The following is a 26,103-nucleotide window of genomic DNA, read 5'->3' as shown; positions in this document are numbered from 1 at the left end:
TTCAAAAAAGGGAGTTTGGCCAAGCCGTTTCATGCGAGTTTCCGACCTTATCGACAGTCGCACGATCTTGCGCAGCCGGCGGCGTTGGCTGTATTTCGCCGTGTTCTGGCTGGGCGCTATCGCTACGGGGCTCGTTGCGGTCATGTACGCACGGCTCATCGACTTCGGCTACTCGCTCTTCTTGCAGATGACCGCGCATTACCGGTGGCTGCCGCTTCTCGTCACGCCGGCAATCTCCGCGTTCTGTGTCTGGGCCACGCGCCGCTGGTTTGCGGGTTCGGAGGGCAGCGGCATCCCGCAGGTCATTGCTACGCTGCACGACGTGCGCAAATTCGGCCCGCGCCTGCTCACGCTGCGCATCCTGGTCGGCAAGATCGTCCTGTCGTTCCTCGCCATTCTCGGCGGCTTCACGATTGGGCGCGAAGGCCCGACTATCCACGTGGGCGCCGCGCTCATGTACAACCTGCGACGTTTTTATCCGGCGCGTCTGCGCAGCATGTACGGCGTCGGCCTCGAATACAAGCTCGCGCTAGCGGGCGCGGCTGCGGGCCTTTCCGCCGCGTTCAATGCGCCGCTCGCGGGCGTGGTCTTCGCGATCGAGGAACTCACGCGCAGCTTCGAGGCGCGCACGAGCGGCGTGATCATCACGGCAATCATCTTCGCGGGCGTCGTCTCGCTCGCGCTGCAAGGCAATTATGTGTATTTCGGCACGATCGCCATCGCCGGCCATTTGCCCGATCTGCTCGCCGTCGCCGTCATTCTCGTTGGCGTGATTACCGGCGTTGCGGGCGGCGTGTTCTGCTGGCTGCTGCTCAACACCGAACGATGGATGCCCACCCGCTTGCTCGTCCTCCGAAAGGAACAGCCCGTCGCGTTCGGCGCGGTATGCGGTTTGTTCATCGCGGTGCTCGGCGTGGCGAGCGGCGGCAATCTGTTCGGCAGCGGCTACGCGGAAGCGCGCAGCATGCTCGAAGGCCACTCGCAGATCGGCGTGGCTTATCCCGTGCTAAAAATGGCCTCGATGGTGGGCTCGTATTTGCCTGGCACGCCGGGCGGGCTCTTTGCGCCGTCGCTCGCGATCGGCGCGGGCATCGGCAACGTGCTGCACATGCTGTTCGGGCAGATGCAGTTGCCTATGCTGATCGCACTCGGCATGGTTGGCTATCTTGCCGCCGTCACGCAGAGCCCGATCACGGCATTCGTCATCGTCATTGAAATGATCGACGGCCATGCGCTCGTGATCTCGCTGATGGCAACGGCGCTCGTTTCGAGCCAGGTTTCCAGGCTATTCGCGCCGCCGCTTTACGAAGCCCTGGCGCAACGCTTCCTGAAGCAGTGATGTGCGCCAACTCGCGCTGAGCGGCGCACGCCGTTACCAGCGCAGCAACCGCGGCCCGAGCCACGCGCCAATGCAGGCGGGCAGCAACATGCCGATCACATACCAGACGCTCCAGAACGCCGGGCTCATCTCCGGACAATGGAGACAATACGCAATGGTTGCGAGCGCGCTCGCAAAGAGCCCGGCCGCCGCGCCCGCCACGCGCAGGCGGGTGGGCGCGAGACCGCGCACGGCCCAGAACACGGCCACGAACGTGGGCACCGAAAGCAGCACGATATTGAACGGGCACGTGCGCCAAGTGTGGCCGAGCACGAGCGGCACGCGCTGCGCAGGCGCCGCGTCGCCGAGCGCGAGCCACGCACCCGCCAGCACGGCGACGAATGGCAGCGCCACCAGCGCCCACGCATAGCCGCCGCGCTGACCGGGCCGCCCGAGGCGGCTCACCACGAGCGCGGCAGCGGCCGCGACACACAACGGGAACGCGAGCTTCGCCCAGAAGATCGGCGTGTGCATGACACTCATGAGATCGCGACGCACGCCGAACACCACGCTCATCAGCACAACCGAGCCTGCAAAACCGAGCAGCAGCGCCTTTGCGAAGCGGCGCAGCGCGGCCTTGCGGTCCACGCGCGTGTCGCCTGCGGCAAGCAGATTGATCAGATCGTCGGTTTTCATCGCGCTCCCCTGATGCGCGCGGCAAGCGCCTTCAGACCGCGATGAATCCCCACCTTGACCGCCGATTCGGAAAGCCCTGTGAGCTTCGCCGTTTCCACGACCGACAGCCCTTCGAGCTTCACGTGGACAATCGGCAGGCGCTGTTTGTCGGGCAACTGGTCGAGCAGTTTGCCGATATCGCGGCGCGCCTGCGCGGGTTCGTCGTCGGGCGCGGCGAAGAGATCGGTGTGATCTTCGAGCGGATCGTTGAGCATGTCGCGGCGTGCGCGCGAGCGGAAAAAGTCCATGAGCTTGTAGCGGGCGATCGCGTGCACCCAGGCCGTGAGCGGTTCGTCAGGGCGCCATGTGTGGCGTGCGTTGTGGACCGCAAGCAGGATCTCCTGCACGAGGTCCTCGACGTCGTCGCGCAACTGCGGAATGCGCCTGCGCAGGTAACCACGCAAATGGCGCGTGAGTTCCTCGAGGAAGTCGCGATACGCTTGCGCGTCGCCTTCCAGGCCGCGGACAAAAAGCGCTTTGAGACGGGTTTCCGCTGAGTGCAAAGGTCGTCCTGGATTGTCGCGACGAAAAGTTGGCGGGCTTGCGGGCATGGCGCTAGCCCGGTCTTGCGACGGCGAACTTTCAAAATGATTACGAACGCTGCCGCACTCGCGCCCGCTCGCGTGAGCGTAGCCGAACGCTTCGCGCGCCGCAACGCCATGCGGGCCGAGGGCGTGCGCGCCGGGCGCCGCCCCCTCCGTCATCGTCCCCCATGTGCTGGTCAAGCCCACCTTGGCTTCTCCCCGTGGCGCGAGCGCGTGCGCCCGTTGCGGGTAATTCGTTCGCCGCGCCGGCCCGGTTACAGCTACAGCGATATATTTCCGGCCGCACCCGGTCGAGCGATTTTTTTCTCGGCGCGCTGTAACCGGCGCGCGCGCCGCGGCGAATTCACTGTCAACTCTGTGCTCACAAGGAATTGCCATGCACACGTCGATCGGTGAAACGCCCGCACTCGAAGCACGCATTCGCCGGCCACGCGCGATCCAGCCGCTCTGGCTACGCGTCTCGCATTGGCTCAACGCGCTCGCGGCACTCGTCATGATGTTCTCCGGCTGGCGCATCTACGATGCGTCGCCCGTGTTTGCGGGATTCGTCATTCCCACGTCGATCACGCTAGGCGGCTGGCTCGGCGGCGCGCTGCAATGGCATTTCGCGGCGATGTGGCTGCTGTTTTTCAACGGGCTCTTCTATCTCGGCATGAATCTCGCCACCGGCCGCTGGCGCACGAAGTTCTTCCCGCTGAGCGCGCGCGCCGTATTCCACGATCTGCGCGCCGCGCTCTCGGGCCGGCTTTCTCACGCTGACCTGAGCCAGTACAACGCCGTGCAGAAACTCGCCTACCTCGTCGCGATCGCCGATCTCGTCGTTCTCGTGCTTTCGGGCCTTGCGATCTGGAAGTCGGTGCAGTTTCCGCTACTGCGCGAATTGATGGGTGGGTACGACCGCGCGCGCGTGGTGCACTTTTGCGCGATGGCGTTGCTCGCGGCGTTCGTGCTCGTTCACGTGACGATGGTCGCACTCGTGCCGCGTTCGTTGCTCACCATGCTGCGCGGACGCTGAACGCGCGGCCTGCAGAAACGAGAGATATCAACCCTATCAGTTGATCAGGATTCCAGATGAAAACGCCAGACCGCAAGATTATCGAACTCGACCGCGCAGCGATTCTCGCCGACGCACGGCGCGAACTCGACATGCCGTCACGGCGCCTGTTCGGCAAGCGCATGCTCACGCTCGGCGGTCTTTCGCTGCTGACTGGCTGCACGATCACCGACGACGCCTCGGTCAACACATTCCTCACCGCCGTTTCGCGGCTCAACGACCGCGTGCAGGGGTGGCTGTTCGATCCTGCCCGGCTCGCACCCACGTACACCGAAGCCCAGATCACGCGCCCGTTCCCGTTCAACGCGTTCTATAGCGAAAGCGAGGCGCCCATTGTCGATGGCGGCGACTACCGGCTCAAGATCAGCGGGCTCGTCAAGGGCCAGCGCGTCTGGACGCTGCCCGAGTTGTATGCGCTGCCGCACGCCGAACAGATCACGCGGCATATCTGCGTTGAAGGCTGGAGCGCGATAGGCCGTTGGGGCGGCACGCCGTTCGCCGATTTCCTGCGGCGTGTCGACGCCGATCTCACCGCGAAATACGTGGGCTTTCGTTGCGCCGACAGCTACTACGAAAGCATCGACATGCCGACGGCGCTGCATCCGCAAACCTTGCTCACGTTCGACTACGACGGCGAGCGGCTGCCCGCGAAATACGGCTACCCGATGAAGCTGCGCATGCCAACGAAGCTTGGCTACAAGAACCCCAAGCACATCGTTGAAATTTTCGTCACGAACACCTATCCAGGCGGCTACTGGGTCGACCAGGGCTACAACTGGTTCGGCGGTTCGTGACATCTTCCTGCCGCCGCTCGCGCGACGGTTCCGCTTCACTTCCGCCCAAAAATGGGCAACGGCTTTTTCCACCCAGCAAGGAGCAACGCAAATGAACACGATCCGTTTCGCAGCCATCGCCATCTCGGCCGCCCTGTTGAGCATGAGTGCAGGCGCATTCGCACAGGCAAGCGGCGCGATGTCGAACGACGCCATGTCGCAAGACTCGATGCACAAGGACACCATGGGCAAAGGCGCCATGTCAAAGGACACAATGGGCAAGGGCGATGCGATGAGCAAAGATAAAATGAGCAAGCCCATGAAGAACGACGCAATGGGCATGGATCATCCGGCGTCGGGCGCCATGGCGCATTGAACCCTCGCATTGCACCCTGGCAGTGCGCTCCCGGCGTGGCCCGCGCCAGGAGCGCAACGCGCGCGTGGCCATTGTGCGCTCGCGATATATGATCTCAGTGGGGGCCGCCGAGGTGGGGCCACCGAGGTGGGGCCGCCCAGGTGGGGCCGCCCACCCCGCGCCGGGAGCACGTCATGGGAAGCGAATGGCAACACCGCTTGAAACTGTTTATCCAGCGCTTCTGGCAGCCAACCAGCGCCTGCATGACCTGCATGCCGGGGAGCTGGGGCAACATCATGAGCCTTGCCCATTGGACCATCGCATTCAAGACGGGCCTCTTCACCGGCGCGCTGGCCGTGCTGCTCACCTTCACGCCGGCGACGAAGTGGTACGCGAATCGCTATGGCAACGCGCTGCTGGTTGGCTGCCTGACCGTGCTAGGCGACGCCTACGCTCACACGAGTCACTATCGGGTTCATGTACTCGAACACATCGCGACGGGGATCGTGTCCGGCCTGTTTGCGCTCGCGGCCTCCTGGCTCTTCGACAACCGGGCGCACCGCATACGAACGCTGTGGGCACGCTTGACCGGGTAATTCACCGGGCAAAGCAGGCGCATGCGCTTGCGGCCAGCACCGCATCCCTAGGCCTTAGGTCCGATTGACTGGGCATCCACACGTGGCACCCTTCGACAAAGCCATTCTTCGGCTCATAACAGGGGAACCCGATGCGCGCCTGCCGATATGTGGTCCTTTGCGCTTTGCCATTCCTGATCGTTGGCTGCAACACGCCGCCGATCCCGCCGGGTAAGGCGGTTGATATCCCGACCGCACTCGAGCAGGTTCTCACGGGCCTGTGTAATTTCAAGAAAGAACAAGCCGACCGGAAGCAGGATATGGGCGTCACCATCGACACGGTCACCGTGGAACTCGACCTGACCGTTGACGGGGCAAGGAATCCTCCCGTGGCGGTCGCGCCGGATGTCCAGTTCATTCCCACGGTGAGCTACGGGGGAATCGTCACGGCGACCCGGGGCAGCCGGCTTACGCTTACCCTGAAAAACACCGGCAGCCACGGCGGCTGCGACATGACACCGGCGAAGTAGCGACGATTCTCGCGCGCCGCTACCGGGCGCCCGAGCGGCGCCGAAAAGCCGCCTCCAGAGGTCTATAGGACTATCGGCCCATATCCAGCCCATGCGGTTGTGACATGATGGGAACGAGCGGAGCACCCGGCCCTGGCGCCATGCGTATTGTTCATACGTTGCTGATCATCCTGGCTTTCGGGATGAGTTTTGCCGGCCGCGAGGCAGATTGTCTCGCGGCCCAGGAAACGCCTGCGCAAGCCGTTGCATCACAAGCCGCGACAGCGGCGCCAGCCAGCGCGCCGTCGCCGCCTACGGCAGCTGCTGCCGCCGCGACCCGCCACCTCAACCTCGCGAACCAGCCCAGGTTCGGCGATTTCGACGCGATGCTCGACCGCCGGCTGATCCGCGTACTGGTGCCGTACAGCAGGACACTCTATTTCAACGAACTCGGTCATGAGCGCGGGCTGACCGCCGGACTCATGCGCGACTTCGAGGGCTATCTGAACAAGAAGTATCAGAGCAGCCTTGGCAAACGCCCATTGACGCTCGTGATCATCCCCACGACGCGCGAGCAGCTTATTCCGGGTCTCCTCGCCGGCAAGGGCGACATCGCCGCAGGCAATCTGACCGCCACGCAATCGCGGCTGAAACAGGTCGACTTCGTCGCGCCGCGAGACCGCACGCCGGTTCGCGAGCTGGTCGTCACCGGTCCCAAGTCGCCCGCGCTCGCCAAGCTCGACGACTTGAGCGGCAAGACCGTGCATGTGCGCCCGAGCAGCAGCTACTTCGAGAGCCTCACCGCCCTGAACGCGCGCTTCAAAAAAGAAGGCAAGCCGCCAATGAAGCTGGTGAAGCTGCCCGACGCGCTCGAGGACGAGGACGCCATGGAAATGCTCAACGTCGGGCTGGTCCAGATTCTCGTGGTCGACGACTGGAAGGCGAAATTCTGGGCGCAGGTGCTGCCAGGCATCGTGGTGCACGAGGACATGGCCGTGCGCGATGCCAGCTATATCGGCTGGGCGATTCGCAAGCAGAGCCCCAAGCTCCAGCAGGCCATCAACGACTTCTACGTGAGCTACGTGAAAAAGCAGAGCGTGGCGGAAGTGCGGCTGAAGCAGGAGCTACAGCGCGTCAAGCAGATCACCAGCAATACCGAGGAGGCGGAACTGAAGCGTTTCACGCAAACGGTCGGCCTCTTCCAAAAGTACGGTTCGCAATATCACTTCGATCCATTGATGCTTGCCGCGCAGGGCTTCCAGGAATCACAGCTCGACCAGAGTGCCCGCAGTCACGTTGGCGCGATCGGCATCATGCAGCTCATGCCGGCAACCGGCAAGGAACTGGCCGTCGGCGACATTCGTGTGACGGAATCGAACATCCATGCCGGTGCGAAATACCTGGACCTCCTGATGTCCCGCTACTTCCCCGACGCGCATTTTTCCGACTCGGACCGCGCCCTCTTCGCCTTCGCGAGCTACAACGCGGGTCCGGCGAGGATCGCGAAGATGCGCAAGGAAGCAGCCGCTCGAGGACTCTCTCCCGACAAGTGGTTCAACAACGTTGAGATCGTGGTTGGCGAGAAGATCGGGATCGAGACGACCACTTACGTGCGCAACATCTACAAGTACTACGCCGCCTACCGGCTCGTTCAAGAAGCGCAGGCACAGCGCGAGCGCGCCATCGGGCAGGTGCGCAAGCAGGGTTGAGGCATGGCTATGCCTCAAGCGTCCAGTTGCGCGAGATGAATCCCGCAACCTGATCCAACGCGTAGCGCGCGCTCGCCAGCTCATGGGTGGAGCGCTGGAACACGTGGTGCAGGCCTTCGTAGACTTCCAGCTGCACCGTGTTGCCCTGCTCCGCCGCAGCCGCTGCATAACGCCGTGCGTCGTCGAGCAGGAGTTCGTCCGTGCCCACCTGGAGCGCGATGGGCGGCAGGCGCCCGGCGATGGCATGCAGCGGCGACGCGCGCCCATCCGCGGGATCGGCGGCGCCGAGATACGCCGCGGCGGCATTGGCGAGCACGGGGCGCGTCAAGACCGGGTCGTGGGTCGTTTCGCTGTGGAACGACGGCCCCGTGAACGCAAGATCGACCCACGGCGAGAAAGCGGCCACGCTCGCGATGCTCACTGCCGGCCGCTCCGCTACGCCCAGAACCGCAAGCGCCAGGCCACCGCCTGCAGAATCGCCGATCAGGGCGACCTCGCGTATGCCGCCTTTCGCCAGCCATCGCAGCGCGGCCAGCACGGCGTCGTGCGCCGCGGGAAACGGATGCTCTGGCGCGAGCGGATAGTCGAGAACGAAAGTATCCACGCCGGCGCGCACCGCGATCTGACTCGCAAAGCCGCGATAGCCCGTTGCCGACCCGAGCACGAAAGCACCGCCGTGCAGGAACAGGATCGCGCGGTGGGCAGGCGCGCTGCGTGGCCGAATCCACCACCCCTTGACATCCGCATTCTCGATGCTTTCCAGGCTCGCGCCCTCCGCCACCGGCGTGTGCGCGGTCATGGCGTCGTACGCCTCGCGCATCGTTCCGTTGAATTCTTCAAAGTGGCGTTGCATGCGCGCGATCGCGGCCCTCGCGGCGTCGCGGTCGTCATCGCTCAAGCGGTGCCGCATTTCGATCAGGTTTGCGCGTTCTCCAATGCTCATCATGGCTCCTTCGTTGCGTGAATGCGTTCTCGATGGGCATGACGATATCGATTCCGATCGAGACATAGAAGAAGGTCAATTGGAATAGAATCCATTCCAATCAGGAAGTTTTGGGGAGGAAGAGATGGACCGGCTCGACGCGCTCAAACTGTTCATCCGCATCGTCGAAAGCGGGAGTTTCGCGGCGGCGGCGCGCGACATCGGCGTGGGCCAGCCGGCAGTCAGCAAGCAGATCGCCTCGCTAGAGCGCCATCTCGGCGCGCAACTGGTCAGGCGCACGTCGCGCAGCATGACGCTGACCGAAACCGGGCAGTCGGTCTATGAAGCGGGCTTGCGCATCATTGGCGACTTCAGCGAGCTGGAGTCTTCGGTCGGGCACGGCCAGATGTCGCCGAGCGGGCTGATTCGCGTGACCGTGCCGCCCGTTTTTGGCCGACTGTATGTCGTGCCGCGCCTGCCGGTGTTTTTCTCCCGATATCCGCAGATGCAGGTGGACCTTTCCGCAACGGAGCGAAACGTCAATCTCGTCGAGGAAGGCTTCGACCTTTCGATCAAAAGCGGACCGCTCGCCGACTCCTCAATGATTTCGAGGCATCTGGCGTCGAGTCCGGTGGTTGTCGTCGCGACGCCCGAATACCTCGACAAGCATGGGCGGCCCGAGTGGCCGCAAGATATCGAGCGGCATACGTGTGTCGTTTTCGCGCCCATGCGCGAGCCGCGAGCATGGCGCTTCGGGAACGTCGAAGGGCCGGGCCTGTATGTTCCGTCCGGCAATTTCCGCACTGGCGACGCGGAACAGATCCGCGCTTCTGTGCTGGCCCATATGGGGTTGGTGCAGGCGCCGGCGTGGCTCTTCGCAGCGGAGATGGCGAGCGGTGCCGTCGTCAGTGTGCTGGAGGATTTCGCGCCGCCGCCGCTGCCTGTGCACGGCCTGCATCCCTCAGGCAGGCGGCTGCCGACCAAGACCCGCGTGTTTCTCGACTTCGTTGCCGAAACACTCGCGGCTGATCCGCGCCCGGCTTTTATGCCGGTCTGATGGTTTGCCGCGCATGCGCGGAACGGCACTTGCTGGAACGAGTGAGTCACTCATTCAGGAGAGCCAAAATGCCCGAGAAGAAAACGATCGAGCGCGCGCGCGCAGACAAGCGCGCGGGCAAATCCGCAAGCACCCAGGCCGGCGAGTTTGTGAAAGAGGAATTTGAGCGCGTGCGCGCGGGCAAGCATGGCGTGCGCTCCGCGAAGCAGGCCGTGGCGATCGGCCTTTCCAAGGCGCGCCGCGCCGGGGTCGACCTGAAGCCGCCGCCGAAGGGCAAGGCCAGCGAAGCAACGCGCAAGAAGGCCGCGCAGGATCTCGCGGCAGGCCGCGGCGAGAAAAAACCCCGCGCTAGCACGGAATCGAAGGCCAAACGTTCGCGCACGGCGACGGAAGTGCTCAAGCGCGAGAGCCAGGCTGGGGCATCGCCGCAAGCCATGTCGAAGCAGGCGAAGACCGCGGCGGCGCGCCGCCCTGCTGCGAGCCGATCGGCGGCTGCGAAGAAGGCTGCGCAGACCAAGGGTGCAGCGGGGCGTTCCGCCGCGGCAAAGAAGGCGGCGAAGACACGCGCCGCACGAGCGCAGCAAACACGCCACTAGCGCGACGCCAACGCGGTTCAGGCGGCGAGGCGAACCTTTCCGCCGGGCACCGCTCGCACGCGGGGTTATGAGACTATGTGGCTCATCGTCCCGCACACGCAGGCTGCAAACCGCCGATGTCCTCTTCCACGCCTCTGCTCGAAAACATCCTGCGCGACGTCCCCCGTCGTTATCGCTTGCCGCAAGAAACCGCGGCTTCACAGCAGCAGTCTGGAAGCGCCAATCCGGCCACGGCGGTCGCACTCGTCATTGAAAAAGCACGTGAGGCCCTGGTGCATGGCAGCGCACCGGGCGCGACGCTGCAGCAACGCTTTATCGACGCACTCGCGGCCATGATCACCGAAGCCATGCACGCCGACTCCGGCGACCGCGCATTCCAGGCACTGGTTCTGCGGCACCGCGCCCCCCAGGTGCGCGAGTTTGCGTCGCTTTCGGCACAGGCCGACCAGGACCGCAGGCAGATCCATGCCGCCGTCAACGCGATCGCGCATCCGGCCAAGCAGCAGCGTGCCCCGCAACCCTGGCTGCGCGAAGCACTCGCGCAGTTGCATGCGTCCGCGTCTTCCGCGCACCATCAGGCGAATTACGCCGGGCTTCACGATACGGTGCGAGCCCTCCTCGCCGTGCCCGAGCTTGAAGCGAAAGACGCGGATTTCGAGCACGCACTGGCTGATCTGCTGGACAGCGCGGCACTCGCGCGCCTGTGCCGGCTCGAAGCCCTGGCACCCGACCCACTCGTCCAGCAGTACGTATCATTGCTCGATGCGTACGGTCCACGGCCGGGTACGCCGGCAGCCGTCGCGCAAGGCCGTGCATCGCAGCAGCGCGGCGCTGCTGCCGAAGCGCTGGCCGTACAGGCGCTCGAAGCACTGGCTCAATGGCTCAACGCAGCGCAGGAGGACCCGCAGGCGTACCGTGTTGTGAGTTCGATGCGCGTTCCATCTTCGATACCGGGCAAGCACGAGCGCGCAAAAACCGAATGGGACGTGGTTCTCCTGGAGAGGCCCCATGCGCAGGCCCTCGATGCAGAACCAGTATGGCACGTGCGTCTGCTCGTCGAAGCGAAGGCATCTGTTGAGTCCGCGACGACTGACCTGCCGCGGCTCATGCGCGGTTTGCGACTACTCGCTCACGCCGAGGAGAACGTCGTGTATGCGTTCGAGACGCAGCAGGGCCCTGTGCAGTTGGACGGCGTATCGCTACGCGCGCTTGGCACCGAAGAGTCCGGCTTGATGAAAGCCATTCTTTACTGCTGCGACGCACCTGCCGAAAACGCCCCGCGAATGCTCAATGCCGCGAGCCGCATGCAGCTTCTCTCCACGCAGGCGAGCGTTGAATTCGCCAGTGCCCTGTGGGACGGGCGAGATGCAGATCCGCAAATACTGGATGCTGTCTGGCATGAACTGACGCAATCCCCCCGCTGGCATGCCGTGCTTCACCAATACGCGACGCTGCGCCTCGTGCGCGAATTGATGGTGCACCCCGAAGACATGATGGCAACGATTCGCGACACGGCGGGGTGTCAGCAATACGCGACGAACGACCGGCCTTGTTGAGCGCGCGCCCATTGCGCTCGCATTCGATTCACACGGCGCGCGCAGAGTCGCAGTAGTAGCGGATATTTAGGCGTACCAGCAGAAATAGTCAATTGACGCATTGCCGAGATGAACAACTAAGCAAATCAGAATTCGTTGGTTTGCCAGAAATCGTTGCAGATCGACAATCATCCGGCATCGTCAATTCACTTACCTACCCTGCTCGTTGCTGAGCCTGCGAACATGAAGGCGTTCTCCTCAAATATCCGTCGGCGCTCCACCGGCACCCTCCTGCTTGCCGCGTGCGCTGCCGCCGTCCTGATTCTCCAGAGCGGCTGCAAGCCGCATGAAGATCAGGCGCAAAGCGCGGCCGCGCCGCAAAGCCAGGCGTCGGCGCAGCAGGAAATCACCTATTTCAAGTATCCCGACAATCCCGCGTTCGACCTCGTCTATCTCGCCGACAAGCTCGGCTATTTCGACCACACGAGCACGCGGCCCAAATATGTCGGCAAGATTTCCGCGCCGCAGATCATTCCGCTCGTAGGCACCGGCGATATCGATTTCGGCACGCGCATGGTGCCGCTCGTGATCTCCGCCATTGCCAGCGGCGCCGATATCAAGGTCATTTCCGCAGGCGGCGAGACGCTGCCCGACGCGCCGCACATGAAGTATTTCGTGCGCAAGGATTCGGGCATTCTCGGGCCGAAGGACTTTGAAGGGAAAACGGTGGCGTTCAACAGCTTCGGCGCGTGCGCGGAGTTCGTCACCAAGAAGTATCTGGCGCAGCACGGCGTGGATGTCTCGAAGGTCAACTGGCTCGTCGTGCCCGACAACCAGTCCGAGCAGGCGCTCGTCACGAAGAACGTGGACGTCGCGATCATTCATCCGCCCTTTTCCGGCTCGGCCGAAGCCGATCCGCAGCTGCACAAGCTGTGGAGCGACTGGGACGAGGACCACGGTCTTGGCGGCATGGCGCCTTATAGCGTGAACGGCGCGTTCGCGCGCGCCCACCCGCAGGCAGTGCGCGACTTCGTCACGGCCATCGCGAAGGCGGGCAACTGGGTCAACGCGCATCCCGACGAAGCGCGCAAGCTCACGGCCGAGCGGCTTGGCATCGACGTCCGGCTCGTTGAGCGCTATGCCTACGTGCAGAATCTCGTGATCACCGAGCCGCCTATCCAGTACTACATCGACATTCTCGAACAGGCCGGCAAGATTCCGAAGGGCAAGGTCAACGTCAAGGATGTCTACACGAACGACTTCAATCCGTTCGTGAAGCACGAGGCGCAAGCCAGCGTGACGGCTTTGCCGAACGGAACACGCTCGTGAGCACGGCAACTGCACGACGCGAGAAGATCGTCGCGCGCGACCTCTCGCTCACGTATACCCACGCGCAAACGGACACGCACCATACGGTGCTCAAGCGTTTCGATCTCGCCGTGCGCGAAGGCGAATTCATTTCGCTGCTGGGCCCAAGCGGGTGCGGCAAGTCGACGTTCCTGAACGTGCTCGCGGGCCTCACGCCGCCCACCTCGGGCGACATTCGCGTGGACGGCGACCCCGTGAGCGCCGTGCGGCAAAAACTCGGCTTCGTGTTTCAGGGCTATGCGCTCTTTCCGTGGCGCACCGTGCGCAGGAACGTGGAGGCCGGGCTCGAAATTCGCGGCATGAAGCGCGCCGAGCGACGCAGCGAGGCCGAGCGCTTTTTGCGCCTCGTGGGCCTGCTGGAATTTGCGGATCACTATCCGCACCAGCTTTCCGGCGGCATGCGCCAGCGCGTGGCCATTGCACGCGCGCTCGCTTATGGCCCCGAGATTTTGCTCATGGACGAACCGTTCGGCGCACTCGACGCGCAAACGCGCGAATTGCTTCAGCAGGAATTGCTGGCGATCTGGGAGCAAAGCGCGACAACGGTCGTATTCGTCACGCACAGCATCGACGAAGCGATCTTTCTCTCCGATCGCATCGCCATACTCGGCCGTGGCCCCGGCCGCGTGAAAGAGATCATCGAGGTCGATCTGCCGCGCCCGCGCGACGCCGCGCTGCGCCACTCGCCAGCATTCGTCGCGTTGCGCCAGCGCGCATGGGAAAGCCTCAGCACAGAGCTCGACGCAAAGCCGCAACCCCACGCACTACCGGAAGCTCACCATGTCTAACGCGATGTCCGATTCGATGCCTGACGCCGGCGCGGTCCGCGAATCGCCCGTGCTGGTGCCCGTGCCACGCGGCGCACGGCGCGGGCGCGTTCGCTCGTCCATCGTGCACCTTTCCGTGGGTGTCGAGCGCTCCATTGCGCTCGTTGCCTTCCTGCTGTTATGGGAGCTGCTGCCGCGGCTCGGCGTGGTCAATGCGGCTTACCTGAGCCCGCCTTCGCAGGTCGCGCTCGCCATCGCGCGATTGTTCGAAAACGGCGATGCGTGGACGCATATCGGCGCAAGCGCCGTGCGTTCCATTAGCGGTTTGCTGCTCGCCGTGGCCGGCGGCATTGTGTGCGGCTTCCTGCTGGGATGGTTCCGGCGCGTCGAGCGCGTTGTCGACCCCGTCTTTCAACTGCTGCGGCAAGTGTCGGCCTTCGCGCTCTTTCCCGTGTTCATGCTGTTTCTCGGCATTGGCGAATCGTCGAAGATCGCCATTGTCGTGTGGGCCGCGTTCTGGCCGGTCCTGCTCAATACCATTGCGGGCGTGAAGCAGGTCGAGCGCGTGCTGATCGACTGCGCGCGCTCGATGGGCGCTTCGCAACGCTTCATCGCGACGAAGGTGGTGCTGCCTGCCGCGCTGCCACAGATCCTCACGGGCGTACGCCTCGCGGGCGCGTACAGCATTACCGCGCTGGTGGCGGCGGAGATGATCGGCGCGCGTTCGGGGCTCGGCTTCTATACGCTCAATTCGCAGGAGACGTTTCAGATTCCCGACATGTACGCGGGCATCGTGCTGCTCGCCATATTTGGACTGCTGATCAATCAGAGTCTGTCGATACTGGAGCGGCAACTGCTGCGCTGGCGCGTCGGGCTCGCGCAGAATGGCTAGGCACGCACCGCTCGCCGCCACGCCAGTTCCGCGGCGCTTGCGCTGGCCAGCCACCACGTTGGCGGCTGCGCTCACCTTGCTCGCGCTGCTCGCGTGGGCGCTGAAGAACGATTTTCCACGCAGCCTGCTCGACAACGAGCGCCCGTTTGCCGCTGCGGCAGCGCGCGGCGTGCTGATCGTGGCGGTGCCGCCGCGACCCGCGCCTACACTTTACGTCGGCCGAGTCGACCGCACAGTGCGCGCGCCCGATCCGTTCGCGGCCGCGCTTGCTTCCGACCTCGCCCGCCGCGTGGGCCTGCCCGTGCAATTCGTACTGACCGAACCGGCCGCCGCGCGCGCCGCCGTGCAGTCGGGCAACGCCGATGCCGCCATCGTAGGCTTAAGCTTCTCGCCCGACGCGCAGGTGGCATTCGCACCGTCTTCGTACACGAGCGGACTTGGCATGGCACTCGTTCTGAAACACGGCAATGTGCGGGCATGGCGCGACCTGCGCGGCCGCGCGATTTGCGCGCCGCAAGGCAATCCGTATGCCGCGCGCGCGGCGCGTGAGTACCACGCAACTGTGCACGGTTTCGACCGGCCACTCGATGCCCTGCTGGCATTCCAGGCAGGCGACTGCGCCGCACTGGTCGACGACGAGTTCGTCATCGAAGCGCTGCTCAAGCAGGCAGACTGGTCGTACTACCGCCCGCTGCCCGGAACGATTGCCGCGCAGGCGGCGTTCATCGCGACGCGCGCGGGTGATGCGGCAAGCGCCATCTTTGTCGGCGACACAGTAACGCAATGGCGCCGTAGCCGCTGGCTCGCGACCGTGCGCAAGGATCAGGCAATCAGCCTCGCATTCGACATGTTCAATGCCGAAAACGACTTGTATTGCCACTAGCCGTCGCCATCCGTCACTAGCCGTGCCAAATTGCGCGTGTAGTTGAACGGGACCCGCTTCAGAATCCGCGCCTCAGGTTACGGTCGCGCATCGGGTCCGGCGTCTTTTGCGTGAGCCGCAAGATGCCCTGATTGTCGAAGTAGAAGTGAAACATCATGTAGTCGATGTTGTTCTCGACGTAGCGGTAGGACCAGACTTCCCGCTGCATGCGCGAAAAGTATGCTGTCTCCGCGGGCCGGCCGAAATTGATCAGGACATCGTCGCGGGTCCACTCGTTGACTCTCGCGCGATTGAATTCGCTCTCCTGCATGACCTGGCGCACGCTCACGACCTTGCCGTTCGTGTCGATGTCGGCAACGGTGTTCGTCGTGCCCATCGGCTGGGTCGGCCACATGAGCCGTTTGCCGCCGTCCGGCAGGTTATAGGTTTCGCGCGGCGGCCCAAGACGCGCGATCAACGCGGACTGGTCGGTGCCGGGCTCGATGCTTTGCCACGGCTGGGCGCAGCCGGTCACGAGCGCCACCACGGCGGCAAGCCACGCGCGCTTCACGATGTTGGACAGCGTCCCCATTCACGCACCCCTGAGCCACGCGCCTGGCGGGCAACACGTGCAGATCATGCCGGGCGCGGCAGATGCGGACAATCGGACCATGGTCCTACCGCCAAGCCACCCGTGGCGGCGGCGGGGCAGCGCGGCGCACGCGTTTTCCCGTTGAAAACGAAGCGCCAAAGTGTATGCTTTGCTCTGATGTTCGGGCTCCAGAATACCGGCGGCGCACCCGCACGAGCGCGCGCGTCCCGTCCGCGGTTCGTTCCCTAACGTTCCCTACCCCCGGGGTGCGGAATGATCAAGCGCATCACGCTGATTGCGGCCTCGGTCGCCCTTGGGTGCCTCGCCACCCTCGGCCCCGTTTTCACGAGTCTTTACGTCGCAAACAAGGACGTCCAGCGGCGCGACCGTGACGAACTCGGCGAGTTCGCCAGCAAGGCGGTCATGCGCACGGACCTCGTCACGTACCAGGCTTTTGCCGCCCTTTCGGACCTGGACCGGGAACCGGGTGCGCCTTGTTCGCCGTCCAACCTCGAACAGGCCGCGCGCGTCATCTACAACTACCGGTATGTTCAGGACGCCGGCACCTACGCCGAAGGGCGCTATCTCTGCTCTCCGCTGCTTGGCGACGTGCGCAACAAGGACCTCACACTGCCGCCGCCCGACTATCGCAGCAACGACGGCTACCTGGTGTGGTTCCTGCAGAAGAGCCCGCTAAGCGAGGCCCGCAAGGACATTCAGATCGGCCGCAACGGCCACTACGTCTCCATCGACCCGGGCTCCTATGTCGATCTCATCGATCCGGCGAAACGCCCCATCGCCGTGGTCCAGATTACGACGGGCAAGCTGCTCGCCGTCTCGGCCGGCGCAGATCCGGACGACATGCTCGAAGCGTGGAAACATGGCGGCAACGTGAAGAGCGACGACTGGAATTACGCGGTCGCGCAGTCGTCGACACGCCCGCTTGGGGTCGTGGTGAAGTCGCCGCGCAGCAGCGTTGCGGGCGACTGGCCCAAACTGCTCGCCGCGTGGCTGACCATCGGCGTGTTCGCGGGCGCAGCGCTCGGCTGGCTCGCCTACAAGCGCGTTACGCGGCAGCTCTCGTTTCCCGCAACGCTGTCCTGGGCCATTTCACGGCGCAAGATCGACGTGGTTTTCCAGCCCATCGTGAGGCTAGCCGACAACCAGTGCGCCGGCGCCGAAGCGCTGGTGCGCTGGACGCTGAACGGTCGCGCCATCTCGCCCGACGTCTTCGTGCGCGTGGCCGAAGACAATCACCTCATTCAGCCTTTGACCGATCTCGTGCTCGAAAAGACCATCGCGCAGCTCGGCAAATTGCTGGCCGCCAATCCGTCGTTTTATGTCTCGATCAATGTGAGCAGCGAGGATCTGCAAAGCCTGCGCTTTCTGAACCTCGTTACCGCATCGCTCAAAGGAACAGGCATCGCGCCCGCGCAAATCCGCATCGAGGCGACCGAGCGCAGTTTCATGAACGCGGAAGCCACGCGCAGTGTCATTGCGGCATTCCGGGCCGCCGGTCATCCCATCTATATCGACGACTTCGGCACCGGCTACTCGAGCCTCGCGTATCTGCAAACCTTCGAGATCGACGTGCTGAAAATCGACAAGTCGTTCGTCGATACGATCGTCCAGGATACCGCTTCTAGCGTGGTCGCGCCGCACATCATTTCGATGGCCCACGAGCTGGGCCTGCAAATCGTCGCCGAGGGCGTGGAGACGGGGGCACAGGTGACGTGGCTGCGCAACAAGGGGGTTCAGTACGGACAGGGCTGGTATTACGCGAAAGCGATGTCCGCCGGCGATCTCGCGAAATGGCTGGGCAAGCATCGCGTGCCGCGTGAGGCGAACAGCATGCCGGCGATTTAAACGCAGCAGAGAACGGCTTAATTCGCAAACCTGAATACCGAAACGGCCTGCTGCAACTGCGCCGCCTGATCGGCCATCGAGCTTGCGGCAGCGGCCGCCTGCTCGACCAGCGCCGCGTTCTGCTGCGTGACCTGGTCCATTTGCGCCACCGCCCGGTTGACCTGCTCGATGCCCGTGCTCTGCTCGCCCGAGGCGGCGACGATTTCGCCCATGATGTCCGTGACGCGCTGCACCGCCTCCGTTACCTCGACCATCGTCGAGCCCGCGCGCTGCGCCAGCGTTGCGCCGTTTGCAACGCCCGCCGTCGAGGCTTCGATCAGCTCCTTGATCTCGCGCGCCGAAGCCGCGCTGCGCTGCGCGAGCGCGCGCACCTCGCCCGCCACGACCGCGAAGCCGCGCCCCTGCTCGCCGGCGCGCGCCGATTCGACGGCGGCGTTGAGCGCAAGAATGTTGGTCTGGAAGGCGATTTTCTCGATCGTCGCGATGATATCGGTCATGCGCCTCGCGTCCTGCGCCACCTCACCCATCGTCCTCGCCACTTCGCTGACCAACTCGCTGCCGCGCGCCGCAACCTCCGAAGCGCCGCGCGCAAGCCCGCCCACCTGTCTCGCGTTCTCGGCATTCTGGCGCACGGTCGAGGTTAGCTGCTCCATGCTCGTCGCGGTTTCGCCGAGCGACGCCGCCTGCTCTTCGGTGCGTTGCGAGAGATCTGTGTTGCCTTGCGAGATTTCGCGGGCAGCAAGAAGGATAGAACCGCTCGAGTCTTGAATGTTGGCGACGATGCCAGTCAGTTGCACACGCATCTCGCCCAGCGCGTGCAACAGACTACTCGAATCGCCGGGTCGCATTGTTACGGATACCGAAAGGTCTCCGGCTGCAATACGGCCTGCAATTTCCATGGCGTAAGCCGGCTCGCCGCCCAGTTGGCGTGAAAGCCGCCGCGAAATCAACCAGGCTAGCAGCGCGCCGGTCGCGACCGCCCCGAGCAGAATCGCAATGACGAGCGCGCGCATATGCTGGAATTGCGCTGTGGCTGCGGTCTGCGCGTTTTTCGCCTCGCGTTGCAGCGAATCGATCAGCGCGGCCACGCTGTCGCCCAACGCAACGCTCGCCGCAATCGCGCGGCGCACGAGTTCGGCGTTGTCCACGCCTGCGGGCACGGGCGCGAAGCCGATTTGCTGATGCACGATCGCTTCCCATGCGGAGGTCTTCTTGAGCACGTCGTCATAGAGCGCGCGGTCGCCAGCCGACACGCCTGCACCGGCGTAGCGATCGAGCGACTCATGCATGCGCTTGAGCTGCGCGACGATGTCTTCCTTCAGATGGTTGCGCCCCGCTTCATCGGCGTAGCCCAGATTCGCCGCGTCGAGGTCAGTGCTCAACTTGCTGCGCGCCGCTTCCTCCAGCCAGAACTGGCCGCTCATGTGCCGGTTGCAGATTTCATCGGCAATATCATGCATCGACGCCAGCGACGAGACGCCGGCAATACCCACGGCCACCGCAAATACGATCACAACGGCGAATGCTGTCAGCAGCTTTTTGAACACCGTCATGCGATCGAGCCACTTCATGGCTGTCCCCTTATTCGATTCCCTGTTATGTGGCTCACGGCGAGACCCTGCCTCGACGCGAGCGCGGCAAGCTTGACTCATCCCCCACACCAAGGGTAGGAGGCGAACCGATATAGGGAGAATCAGCCAGCGCTTCTGGCGTCGTCCGCTCACTTCTGCTAACGAGCCCGATGCGCTTCGCTTTCAGGTGGACAAGACAACGATGACGCGATGCCGGAGACTCAATCGCTGCTCCGTACACGGCGCAACGCGGGAATGTCCGAAAGACGCATGCCAGCGGGCAAAAGCGGATGCTTCGCCTGCCCCACGCGCTGCGCGCGGTAGATGCCCGTGTGGCCGGAAAACAGATAAGCCACCACGCAGGCCAGCGCCGCATACACGCCAATGTCGGCGCCAAACAGCTCGATTGCCATGACCGTCGAAGCGATCGGCGTGTTGGCGGCGCCAGCGAATACGGCAACGAAACCAAGGCCCGCGAGCACCGGCATCGGCAAGGCCAGCACATGCCCCAACGCATTGCCGAGCGTCGCGCCGATATAGAACAGCGGCGTGACTTCGCCGCCTTTGAAGCCCGATGCCAGCGTCACGACGGTGAAGCCGAACTTGCCCGCGAAGTCGTAGACGGGCAACGGATGATTGAACGCTTCGACAATGGTCGGAATGCCCAGGCCGAGATACTGCGGCACGTTCAGCGCGGTAGCGGCAAGCGCCACGACGATACCGCCCACGAACGGACGCGCCGGCGCGTAGGCAATCTTGCGCTTGATGAACGCCGAGAGCGCGTGGGTCGAGTCGGCGAACAGCATGCCCACTACGCCGAATGCGATGCCCGCGAGAATGGCCGAGCCAAGTCCGAGCGGCGTGACATGCGGGACGAACGCAATGCTATAGACCGTGTGATGGATGCCCCACGCGCGGCACACCTGGTCCGCGACCAGCGACGACGCCACGCAGGTCAGCAGCGCGTCGTAACGCAGGCGCCCGATTGCGAGCACTTCCAGCCCGAAGATCGCGCCGGCCAGCGGCGTGCCGAACACCGACGAAAAGCCCGCTGCAATGCCGCCCATCAGCAGAATGCGGCGCTCCTCGCGGTCGAGGCCGAAAACGTGCGTGACCCGGTCGGCGAGCGCGCCGCCCATCTGCACCGCCGTGCCTTCGCGTCCGGCCGAGCCGCCGAACAGATGCGTGACCACGGTGGCGACGAGCACGAGCGGGGCCATCCGCTTGGGCACGATTCTTTGCGGGTCGTGGATTTCGTCGATCAGCAGGTTGTTCCCGCCTTCCACCGGCTTGCCGACACGGTGATAGACCCAGCCGGTCGCGAAGCCGGCAACGGGCAGCAGCCAGAGCAGCCAGGCATGGGCGACGCGGATGTCGGTTGCGCGATCGAGCGCATAGAGGAACAAGGCGGAGGCGCTGCCCGCCAGGGCGCCAAGCACGGACGAGAGCAGCAGCCAGCGCGCGAGGTACGGAACCATCGCGAACTGCTCGATAGACTTCAGGGATTTCATTGCGGTCCAGGTTTGCGTTTGCTTGCACGGTTGCAAATCACCTGGGCGACAGGGGGGGCGTCGCGTGGACGGCCTACGACCTCCTGCACCCAGGAACTCGTAGGCATCATCAGCGCTGCGGGAACGCAGGGCGGTTACGGGAGGAATGCCATCTCCGAAAGCCCCGTGATTTTATGCGACAACATAAGACGCTGCAACAGGATCGTCGCCGCGCTGGCGAACCTGCGGCCCTCAGTTTTGAGCCTGCTGCGCGCCGGCCGGGACGAGCTTGAGCGTATGAACGGCGGTACCCGGCAGGAACGGCGCTGCGTCGCCACGCACCCATGTTTCATGTCCCGCGAGAAAGTACGGCGACATGGGATTACCCGACTGCCCGCCCGGCATCTCAAAGATCCCGTCCTGCTCGCGCCCCGGCGACACCGCGAAACGCTCGGACGCGCCAAACGCCGGCGACTGCACGCGCGGCATGTTGGAGTCGCCCGGCAACGGGTCATGCGGCGCGCTGAGCCAGCCGCGAACCCACGGCAGCCACTCCGGCACCATGCGCGCGAACGGATGCGCAATTGCCGCGCGGTTGCGCTCGCCCCAGCGTGCGTCTTCGAGCTTCGTGCCATTCGTGCCATTCGCACCATGCGGCAAGCTAGCGATCGTATGGTCGATACGGTCCAGCATGAACGCGCGCCAGTCCGCGAAGGCTCCCGGTATCCAGGCGCGATCGTCGGCGAGTGTCTCCATCGTCGCTTCGTAACGCGAGTTCGCCGCGCGATAGCTGAGGCCCGGCGCAATCGCGGCCAACTGTTTGTCCAGTACACCGAACCATGCCTGGTAGAGCGAGTCGTAAAACGCGCGCACGAGCCGGTAGCCGACGGCATCCACATCGGCGCGGCCGTCCCACGCCTGGACCAGCCGCTGGAATTCGGCGCGTTTGGGATGACCGTCGAGTGCGCGCGCATCGAGCGCGTCCAGCGCGACACGTCGCCAGAACTCGATCCAGAACGCGCGGTCGTCGGTCTGCACCGCGAGCAGGTCGCGCTCGCTCGCATGCGGCAGCGCGAACAGGTCATTGCGAATCTGCGTGGCGCGCGCGCCGAGATCCGTGCCGGCGTCGCCGATGCGCGCCACGTCCTCCAGCGGCACGGTACGGTTGTTCGCGGTCCAGATGCGCCCGGCCGGCGGATCGACGCGCACCGGATACGCATCGGGCGAACGGTACCCTTGCCAGCCGGCATACGTTTCGGAGCGGTACGGCAAGCTCGCGAGCGCCGCCGCGCCGCCGTCGGCATCCGCGAAGCGCGGCAGCGGCCCGGCAAGCGTCCAGCCGATATGGCCTTGCGCGTCGGCCACCATGAAATTCTGCGTCGGCAAGCCAAAGGTCTGCGCGGCGCGCAATGCGTCGGCGACGTTCGTGGCGCCTTCGAGCTGCATGAAGTTCATGTTGGTCGCCTGTGGATCCTGCGCGACCCAATGCAATGCATAGGCGTGCTCGCCGACAACGAGTTGCGGCCCCCAGCGCGTTTGCACGACCGGCAGATCGACGCTCGCGCCGCCGTTCACATCGAGGCGCTCGTGGATCAGCCGCGCCTTGTCCCATCCGCCGCCCGGCACCCGGTAGCGCAAGGGATCGGCAGGATCACGCTGAAGTTCGACCAGATCGACGAAGCGCGCATAGCTGTTCGTAAAGCCCCACGCGATATGGCCGTTGCTGCCGGCCACGACGGACGGCGTACCCGGCAGGCTGACGCCCGTGATACGCCGCTCGCCGCCATCGGGGGCGGGATACACGAGCGAGAGGCGGTACCAGACGTTCGGCAGCGCGAGTCCCAGGTGCATGTCGCTCGCGAGCAGCGCGCCGCCGTGCGCGCTATGCGCGGCGTCGACCGCGAAACCGTTGCTGCCGACCATCGAATCGACCGCGTTCTCGCCGCCGACGAAACCAGGCACGCTGCTGAGAAGCGAAGTGGCGTCGGGATCGAGATCGGCGGCGGACCGCGTTGCCGGAAGCCACGATGGCGGCGCGGCGGGCAACGCCGCCGGCGGTTGCGGCAATGCGCGCTGCCCGTCGAGCGGGGCGTCCCAATGGCTCGTTTCAGGCAGCAGGAACGCAAGCAGGTCGGCGGGCACGCGCTCGCGCAGCGCCGCACGCGAGAGCACGCGCCTCACCTGGTCGTACTGAAGATCGAAGTACATCGCGTAGACGGTGAGCACCGTGTCCTCGGGACGCCACGGCGCCGGTTGCGTGCGCAACAGCCAGTACTCGAACGGCCGCGCGCGAAGCGAGCGCAGGCCGTCGTTGACGCCCGCCGTATAGCGTTCGATCAGTTCCCGCTGGTCAGCGGAGAGCGCGGCGAGCGCTGCCTGGGCGTGTTCGCGAAAGCGCAAGAGCCGGTCGCGGCGGTCCAGAGGCAACGCCGCCGGTCCGATGAGCGCCGCCATCTCGCCAGCGGCGACCCGGCGCAGCAAATCCATCTGGAAGAAACGATCCTGTGCGTGAAGGAAGCCGCTCGCATACGCGAGGTCGCCGCGCGTGTTGCCCTGTATCGTCGGCACGCCCAGCGCGTCGCGCTCGATCGTCACGGGCGCGGAGAGCGGCGCGGCACGCGTGCCGTCCAGTTGCGGCAAGCTGCCGCGCAATGTCAGCCAGCCCGCCAGGACCCCGGCAACCAGAACGACGACGACAGTACACAACACAATCAGCGGCCACGCGCCGCGGCGCTTTTGCGGAGAAAGGCTCGAACGGGTCATGGCGGCGCATGCGGGTCGTTTTGATTAGCGCCTCCGGGCGCTGCGACCGGATCGGCCAGCCGCCTTACGACCATAGCATGACGCTGCGACAATCTGCAGCAGCCGCGCTTGCTGGGCGTGACACTCTGCCATCTGCCACTGTGGCGCGCGAGGACGACAATGTTGATATTGCGTCCTTTCCGGGATCGCACCGGGACGACATCATGGCAAAGAAGTTTCCGATTCACCCCCAGCACCCCGAGCGCCTGTGCTGGGGCTGCGACCACTACTGCCCCGCCGGCGACATGCGATGCGGCAACGGCCAGAGCCGCACGCAGCATCCGGCCGAACTGCTCGGCGACGACTGGTTCGAACAAGGCGACTGGGGCATCGAAGTCGACGCGACCGGCAAAAGCGTCGCGCTGTGACCGGCGAAATCAAATATGCATGCCGCCAGCCACCTCGATGCGCTGCGCGTTCACCCATCCAAAGTCATCCGACAATAAACCCGCGATAACCGGCCCCACGTCAGTCGGCAATCCCGCGCGGCCGAGCGCGGTGTGTTCCGCTACTGCTTTATTGACCTCCGGATTGTCCCGCACGATGCCGCCGCTAAAGTCGGTCGCAATGGCGCCTGGCGCCACGACGTTGACCGCGATTCGGCGCGGCGCGAGTTCGAGCGCCATATAGCGCGTGAGCGCTTCGACCGCCGCCTTCATCGGCCCATAAATCGCGCGGCCCGGAAACGCGAAGCGCGCAAGACCCGAGGAGACGTTCACAATCCGGCCGCCGTCATGAATGAGCGGCAGCAGCTTTTGCGTCAACAGAAACGGCCCCTTGAAGTGCACCGCGAACTGCGCGTCGAGTTCCGCTTCGGTGCCGGCGGCAAGCGTGGCTGTGGAAGAAATTCCGGCGTTGTTCACCAGATAATCGAAGCCCGTGGCGTTCAGCGTTCCGAGCGCTTCTCGCAGGCGCGCAACGAAGTCGTCGAACGCGCCAGAATTCGCCATGTTCAGTTGCAGGGCGATCGACTGGCTCCCCGCCTCTGCAACCTGCGCACAAACCTTCTCGGCCTCGGCCCGATTGGTGTTGTAAGTAAAGACCGTGCGGACGCCGCGGCTTGCCAGCCGCAGAACAGTGTCGCGGCCAATGCCGCGGCTGCCGCCGGTGACGACCGCGATTTTCGGGCCCGACTGACTGCCGTTGTTCGTTGCCATTTGGCACCTCTCGCTAGAGTGGATGGCTTCGATTCTCCGCCTGGCGCCACCGGCGAGTGAATACCCGAACCTGCCCGATTCTTGCCTATTCCTGCTTCGCTGACTAACATGCCTCGGCGCGCACTTTCCCTCGCGCGATCCTTAGCGAGCCGCCATGACGAACGAACTGGCCGCCGCCCTGCTGCGCTACACGCAAACGCAGCCCGGCACGAGCCCATACAGCACCGCGGTCGACGGACTGCTCATTCTGCGCTCCGACCACCCCGCGCCGCCCACGTTTCGCGCGGCGCGCCCGGCATTGTGCATCGTCGCTCAAGGCGCCAAATGGGCCAGTTTCGGCGGGGCGCAACTCGAATACCGGGCAGGTCAAGCGCTCGTGGTCGGCGTTCAAACGCCGTCGCGCGGCCGGGTGTTCGAAGCGAGCCCGGACAAACCTTGCCTGGTTCTGATTCTCGAACTGGACCTGGCCATGCTGCGCGCCGTGGCGAAAGAGATGTCGCCTGCGCCCGCGCCGGCGGCAGAGGCGAGCCGCGGCGTGTTCGTCGCGAACTTCGACGGCCCGCTTGCCGATTGCGCGCTGCGCGCCGTGCGCCTGCTGGAGACGCCCGACGCCATCGCCATGCTGTACCCCATGCTCATGCGCGAGATCTGCTACTGGCTGCTAAGGGGTCCGAATGGATCTGAAATCGCGCGGCTCGCGTCGACCGAAAGCCCTTCTCTCAGCCTGCTGCGCGCGGTGGAAAATTTGCGGGAGCGGTTTGCCGAGCCCGTGCGGGTGGAAGACCTGGCGGCGCTTGCCCAGCTCAGCGCGTCGGCGTTTCACCGCCAGTTCAAGGCGCTGACGGGGCTGCCGCCCCTTCAATACCAGAAGCAGTTGCGGCTACTGGAAGCCCGCCGACTGCTGCTCTCGCTTTCGATGAGCGTACAGGCCGCCGCATTCGAAGTGGGATACGAGAGCGCCTCGCAGTTCAGCCGGGAATACACGCGGATGTTTGGCGCGCCACCGAAAAAAGACTCGACCCAGGCGAAGGCAATGCGCGAGGCCGCTTAGGT

At 64.7% G+C, this 26,103-nt stretch carries 25 protein-coding genes and 1 riboswitch; of the genes, 17 read left to right on the top strand and 8 right to left on the bottom strand.

Translation table 11 applies throughout. From position 1 onward, the window contains the following. Positions 1-31 precede the first annotated feature (31 nt). Positions 32-1,339 (top strand): chloride channel protein, encoded by a 1,308-nt coding sequence (locus U5A57_RS19725; protein ID WP_321913344.1) that lies wholly within the window; start codon positions 32-34, stop codon positions 1,337-1,339. A gap of 33 nt (positions 1,340-1,372) precedes the next feature. On the opposite strand, the gene U5A57_RS19720 is transcribed toward U5A57_RS19725, so the two are convergent. Then, positions 1,373-2,014, bottom strand: coding sequence for a DUF1109 domain-containing protein (locus U5A57_RS19720; RefSeq protein ID WP_321913343.1), 642 nt, complete (start codon positions 2,012-2,014; stop codon positions 1,373-1,375). Next, entirely contained in the window at positions 2,011-2,556 is a 546-nt protein-coding gene (locus tag U5A57_RS19715; protein ID WP_321913342.1) for a sigma-70 family RNA polymerase sigma factor, read from the bottom strand. The genes U5A57_RS19720 and U5A57_RS19715 overlap by 4 nt, the downstream gene beginning before the upstream one ends. 418 nt (positions 2,557-2,974) lie before the next feature. On the opposite strand from U5A57_RS19715, the gene U5A57_RS19710 reads away from it, so the two are divergent. The 6 genes from U5A57_RS19710 to U5A57_RS19685 all read left to right on the top strand — a co-directional run bounded on the left by U5A57_RS19710 (position 2,975) and on the right by U5A57_RS19685 (position 7,573). After that, complete coding sequence (locus tag U5A57_RS19710; protein WP_321913341.1) at positions 2,975-3,613, top strand: cytochrome b/b6 domain-containing protein; 639 nt, start codon at positions 2,975-2,977, stop codon at positions 3,611-3,613. Between the two features lie 56 nt (positions 3,614-3,669). After that, the gene (locus U5A57_RS19705; RefSeq protein ID WP_321913340.1) at positions 3,670-4,446 is read left to right on the top strand and encodes a molybdopterin-dependent oxidoreductase; all 777 of its coding nucleotides are present in this window, start codon (positions 3,670-3,672) and stop codon (positions 4,444-4,446) included. A gap of 91 nt (positions 4,447-4,537) precedes the next feature. Further along, positions 4,538-4,801 carry a pentapeptide MXKDX repeat protein gene (locus U5A57_RS19700; RefSeq protein WP_321913339.1) on the top strand — a complete coding sequence of 88 codons (264 nt, stop codon included), beginning with the start codon at positions 4,538-4,540 and terminating at the stop codon, positions 4,799-4,801. Positions 4,802-4,974: 173 nt separating this feature from the next. Beyond that, a complete protein-coding gene (locus U5A57_RS19695) occupies positions 4,975-5,376 on the top strand; it encodes a hypothetical protein (RefSeq protein WP_321913338.1) in 402 nt (133 codons plus the stop codon). A 131-nt stretch (positions 5,377-5,507) separates the two neighbouring features. Next, complete coding sequence (locus U5A57_RS19690) at positions 5,508-5,885, top strand: hypothetical protein (RefSeq protein WP_321913337.1); 378 nt, start codon at positions 5,508-5,510, stop codon at positions 5,883-5,885. A 140-nt stretch (positions 5,886-6,025) separates the two neighbouring features. Beyond that, the gene (locus U5A57_RS19685) at positions 6,026-7,573 is read left to right on the top strand and encodes a transglycosylase SLT domain-containing protein (protein WP_321913336.1); all 1,548 of its coding nucleotides are present in this window, start codon (positions 6,026-6,028) and stop codon (positions 7,571-7,573) included. A gap of 7 nt (positions 7,574-7,580) precedes the next feature. Here the strand turns inward: U5A57_RS19685 and U5A57_RS19680 are convergent, their stop codons facing one another. Next, on the bottom strand, positions 7,581-8,519 hold the full coding sequence (locus U5A57_RS19680; RefSeq protein WP_321913335.1) for an alpha/beta hydrolase: 939 nt from the start codon (positions 8,517-8,519) through the stop codon (positions 7,581-7,583). A 121-nt stretch (positions 8,520-8,640) separates the two neighbouring features. Here U5A57_RS19680 and U5A57_RS19675 point away from each other — a divergent pair, with 121 nt between their 5' ends. From U5A57_RS19675 to U5A57_RS19645, 7 genes are all read left to right on the top strand, one after another. Next, positions 8,641-9,552, top strand: coding sequence for a LysR family transcriptional regulator (locus U5A57_RS19675; protein ID WP_321913334.1), 912 nt, complete (start codon positions 8,641-8,643; stop codon positions 9,550-9,552). A 68-nt stretch (positions 9,553-9,620) separates the two neighbouring features. After that, the gene (locus U5A57_RS19670; protein ID WP_321913333.1) at positions 9,621-10,148 is read left to right on the top strand and encodes a DUF6496 domain-containing protein; all 528 of its coding nucleotides are present in this window, start codon (positions 9,621-9,623) and stop codon (positions 10,146-10,148) included. A 116-nt stretch (positions 10,149-10,264) separates the two neighbouring features. Further along, complete coding sequence (locus tag U5A57_RS19665) at positions 10,265-11,704, top strand: 3-deoxy-D-arabino-heptulosonate 7-phosphate synthase (RefSeq protein ID WP_321913332.1); 1,440 nt, start codon at positions 10,265-10,267, stop codon at positions 11,702-11,704. 222 nt (positions 11,705-11,926) lie between these two features. Further along, complete coding sequence (locus tag U5A57_RS19660) at positions 11,927-13,012, top strand: ABC transporter substrate-binding protein (RefSeq protein ID WP_321913331.1); 1,086 nt, start codon at positions 11,927-11,929, stop codon at positions 13,010-13,012. Continuing rightward, complete coding sequence (locus U5A57_RS19655; protein ID WP_415764025.1) at positions 13,009-13,839, top strand: ABC transporter ATP-binding protein; 831 nt, start codon at positions 13,009-13,011, stop codon at positions 13,837-13,839. The genes U5A57_RS19660 and U5A57_RS19655 overlap by 4 nt, the downstream gene beginning before the upstream one ends. Next, positions 13,832-14,710 (top strand): ABC transporter permease, encoded by an 879-nt coding sequence (locus U5A57_RS19650; RefSeq protein ID WP_321913330.1) that lies wholly within the window; start codon positions 13,832-13,834, stop codon positions 14,708-14,710. The genes U5A57_RS19655 and U5A57_RS19650 overlap by 8 nt, the downstream gene beginning before the upstream one ends. Next, a complete protein-coding gene (locus U5A57_RS19645; protein WP_321913329.1) occupies positions 14,703-15,593 on the top strand; it encodes a transporter substrate-binding domain-containing protein in 891 nt (296 codons plus the stop codon). Before U5A57_RS19650 ends, U5A57_RS19645 begins: the two co-directional genes overlap by 8 nt. A 58-nt stretch (positions 15,594-15,651) precedes the next feature. Here U5A57_RS19645 and U5A57_RS19640 read toward each other — a convergent pair whose 3' ends face one another. Beyond that, the gene (locus U5A57_RS19640; RefSeq protein WP_321913328.1) at positions 15,652-16,164 is read right to left on the bottom strand and encodes a hypothetical protein; all 513 of its coding nucleotides are present in this window, start codon (positions 16,162-16,164) and stop codon (positions 15,652-15,654) included. A 273-nt stretch (positions 16,165-16,437) separates the two neighbouring features. Between U5A57_RS19640 and U5A57_RS19635 the strand changes: the two genes are divergently transcribed. After that, complete coding sequence (locus U5A57_RS19635; protein ID WP_321913327.1) at positions 16,438-18,030, top strand: EAL domain-containing protein; 1,593 nt, start codon at positions 16,438-16,440, stop codon at positions 18,028-18,030. A gap of 17 nt (positions 18,031-18,047) precedes the next feature. Here the strand turns inward: U5A57_RS19635 and U5A57_RS19630 are convergent, their stop codons facing one another. The 3 genes from U5A57_RS19630 to U5A57_RS19620 all read right to left on the bottom strand — a co-directional run bounded on the left by U5A57_RS19630 (position 18,048) and on the right by U5A57_RS19620 (position 23,854). Continuing rightward, entirely contained in the window at positions 18,048-19,601 is a 1,554-nt protein-coding gene (locus U5A57_RS19630; RefSeq protein WP_321913326.1) for a methyl-accepting chemotaxis protein, read from the bottom strand. A gap of 221 nt (positions 19,602-19,822) precedes the next feature. After that, entirely contained in the window at positions 19,823-21,112 is a 1,290-nt protein-coding gene (locus tag U5A57_RS19625) for a voltage-gated chloride channel family protein (protein WP_321913325.1), read from the bottom strand. A 93-nt stretch (positions 21,113-21,205) separates the two neighbouring features. Continuing rightward, positions 21,206-21,277, bottom strand: a riboswitch (Fluoride riboswitch). A gap of 66 nt (positions 21,278-21,343) precedes the next feature. Next, positions 21,344-23,854 carry a penicillin acylase family protein gene (locus U5A57_RS19620; protein ID WP_321913324.1) on the bottom strand — a complete coding sequence of 837 codons (2,511 nt, stop codon included), beginning with the start codon at positions 23,852-23,854 and terminating at the stop codon, positions 21,344-21,346. A 203-nt stretch (positions 23,855-24,057) separates the two neighbouring features. On the opposite strand from U5A57_RS19620, the gene U5A57_RS19615 reads away from it, so the two are divergent. After that, entirely contained in the window at positions 24,058-24,261 is a 204-nt protein-coding gene (locus U5A57_RS19615; RefSeq protein ID WP_321913323.1) for a DUF3079 domain-containing protein, read from the top strand. Between the two features lie 9 nt (positions 24,262-24,270). Here U5A57_RS19615 and U5A57_RS19610 read toward each other — a convergent pair whose 3' ends face one another. Further along, positions 24,271-25,050 (bottom strand): SDR family NAD(P)-dependent oxidoreductase, encoded by a 780-nt coding sequence (locus U5A57_RS19610; protein WP_321913322.1) that lies wholly within the window; start codon positions 25,048-25,050, stop codon positions 24,271-24,273. A 154-nt stretch (positions 25,051-25,204) separates the two neighbouring features. On the opposite strand from U5A57_RS19610, the gene U5A57_RS19605 reads away from it, so the two are divergent. Further along, the gene (locus U5A57_RS19605; RefSeq protein ID WP_321913321.1) at positions 25,205-26,101 is read left to right on the top strand and encodes an AraC family transcriptional regulator; all 897 of its coding nucleotides are present in this window, start codon (positions 25,205-25,207) and stop codon (positions 26,099-26,101) included. The last annotated feature ends 2 nt before the right edge of the window (positions 26,102-26,103 follow it).

Origin of the sequence: Paraburkholderia sp. J11-2, assembly GCF_905220185.1 — a bacterium.
Classification (GTDB): domain Bacteria; phylum Pseudomonadota; class Gammaproteobacteria; order Burkholderiales; family Burkholderiaceae; genus Paraburkholderia.
Note: the sequence above shows the minus strand (reverse complement) of the source record. Positions and strands in the feature narration are given on the sequence as shown.

Bases quoted from the DNA above. Each gene is read 5' to 3' on its own strand.
- U5A57_RS19725 (WP_321913344.1), top strand. From the start codon at position 32: ATGCGAGTTTCCGACCTTATCGACAGTCGCACGATCTTGCGCAGCCGG.
- U5A57_RS19720 (WP_321913343.1), bottom strand. From the start codon at position 2,014: ATGAAAACCGACGATCTGATCAATCTGCTTGCCGCAGGCGACACGCGC.
- U5A57_RS19710 (WP_321913341.1), top strand. From the start codon at position 2,975: ATGCACACGTCGATCGGTGAAACGCCCGCACTCGAAGCACGCATTCGC.
- U5A57_RS19705 (WP_321913340.1), top strand. From the start codon at position 3,670: ATGAAAACGCCAGACCGCAAGATTATCGAACTCGACCGCGCAGCGATT.
- U5A57_RS19700 (WP_321913339.1), top strand. From the start codon at position 4,538: ATGAACACGATCCGTTTCGCAGCCATCGCCATCTCGGCCGCCCTGTTG.
- U5A57_RS19695 (WP_321913338.1), top strand. From the start codon at position 4,975: ATGGGAAGCGAATGGCAACACCGCTTGAAACTGTTTATCCAGCGCTTC.
- U5A57_RS19690 (WP_321913337.1), top strand. From the start codon at position 5,508: ATGCGCGCCTGCCGATATGTGGTCCTTTGCGCTTTGCCATTCCTGATC.
- U5A57_RS19685 (WP_321913336.1), top strand. From the start codon at position 6,026: ATGCGTATTGTTCATACGTTGCTGATCATCCTGGCTTTCGGGATGAGT.
- U5A57_RS19680 (WP_321913335.1), bottom strand. From the start codon at position 8,519: ATGATGAGCATTGGAGAACGCGCAAACCTGATCGAAATGCGGCACCGC.
- U5A57_RS19675 (WP_321913334.1), top strand. From the start codon at position 8,641: ATGGACCGGCTCGACGCGCTCAAACTGTTCATCCGCATCGTCGAAAGC.
- U5A57_RS19670 (WP_321913333.1), top strand. From the start codon at position 9,621: ATGCCCGAGAAGAAAACGATCGAGCGCGCGCGCGCAGACAAGCGCGCG.
- U5A57_RS19665 (WP_321913332.1), top strand. From the start codon at position 10,265: ATGTCCTCTTCCACGCCTCTGCTCGAAAACATCCTGCGCGACGTCCCC.
- U5A57_RS19660 (WP_321913331.1), top strand. From the start codon at position 11,927: ATGAAGGCGTTCTCCTCAAATATCCGTCGGCGCTCCACCGGCACCCTC.
- U5A57_RS19650 (WP_321913330.1), top strand. From the start codon at position 13,832: ATGTCTAACGCGATGTCCGATTCGATGCCTGACGCCGGCGCGGTCCGC.
- U5A57_RS19645 (WP_321913329.1), top strand. From the start codon at position 14,703: ATGGCTAGGCACGCACCGCTCGCCGCCACGCCAGTTCCGCGGCGCTTG.
- U5A57_RS19640 (WP_321913328.1), bottom strand. From the start codon at position 16,164: ATGGGGACGCTGTCCAACATCGTGAAGCGCGCGTGGCTTGCCGCCGTG.
- U5A57_RS19635 (WP_321913327.1), top strand. From the start codon at position 16,438: ATGATCAAGCGCATCACGCTGATTGCGGCCTCGGTCGCCCTTGGGTGC.
- U5A57_RS19630 (WP_321913326.1), bottom strand. From the start codon at position 19,601: ATGAAGTGGCTCGATCGCATGACGGTGTTCAAAAAGCTGCTGACAGCA.
- U5A57_RS19625 (WP_321913325.1), bottom strand. From the start codon at position 21,112: ATGAAATCCCTGAAGTCTATCGAGCAGTTCGCGATGGTTCCGTACCTC.
- U5A57_RS19620 (WP_321913324.1), bottom strand. From the start codon at position 23,854: ATGACCCGTTCGAGCCTTTCTCCGCAAAAGCGCCGCGGCGCGTGGCCG.
- U5A57_RS19615 (WP_321913323.1), top strand. From the start codon at position 24,058: ATGGCAAAGAAGTTTCCGATTCACCCCCAGCACCCCGAGCGCCTGTGC.
- U5A57_RS19610 (WP_321913322.1), bottom strand. From the start codon at position 25,050: ATGGCAACGAACAACGGCAGTCAGTCGGGCCCGAAAATCGCGGTCGTC.
- U5A57_RS19605 (WP_321913321.1), top strand. From the start codon at position 25,205: ATGACGAACGAACTGGCCGCCGCCCTGCTGCGCTACACGCAAACGCAG.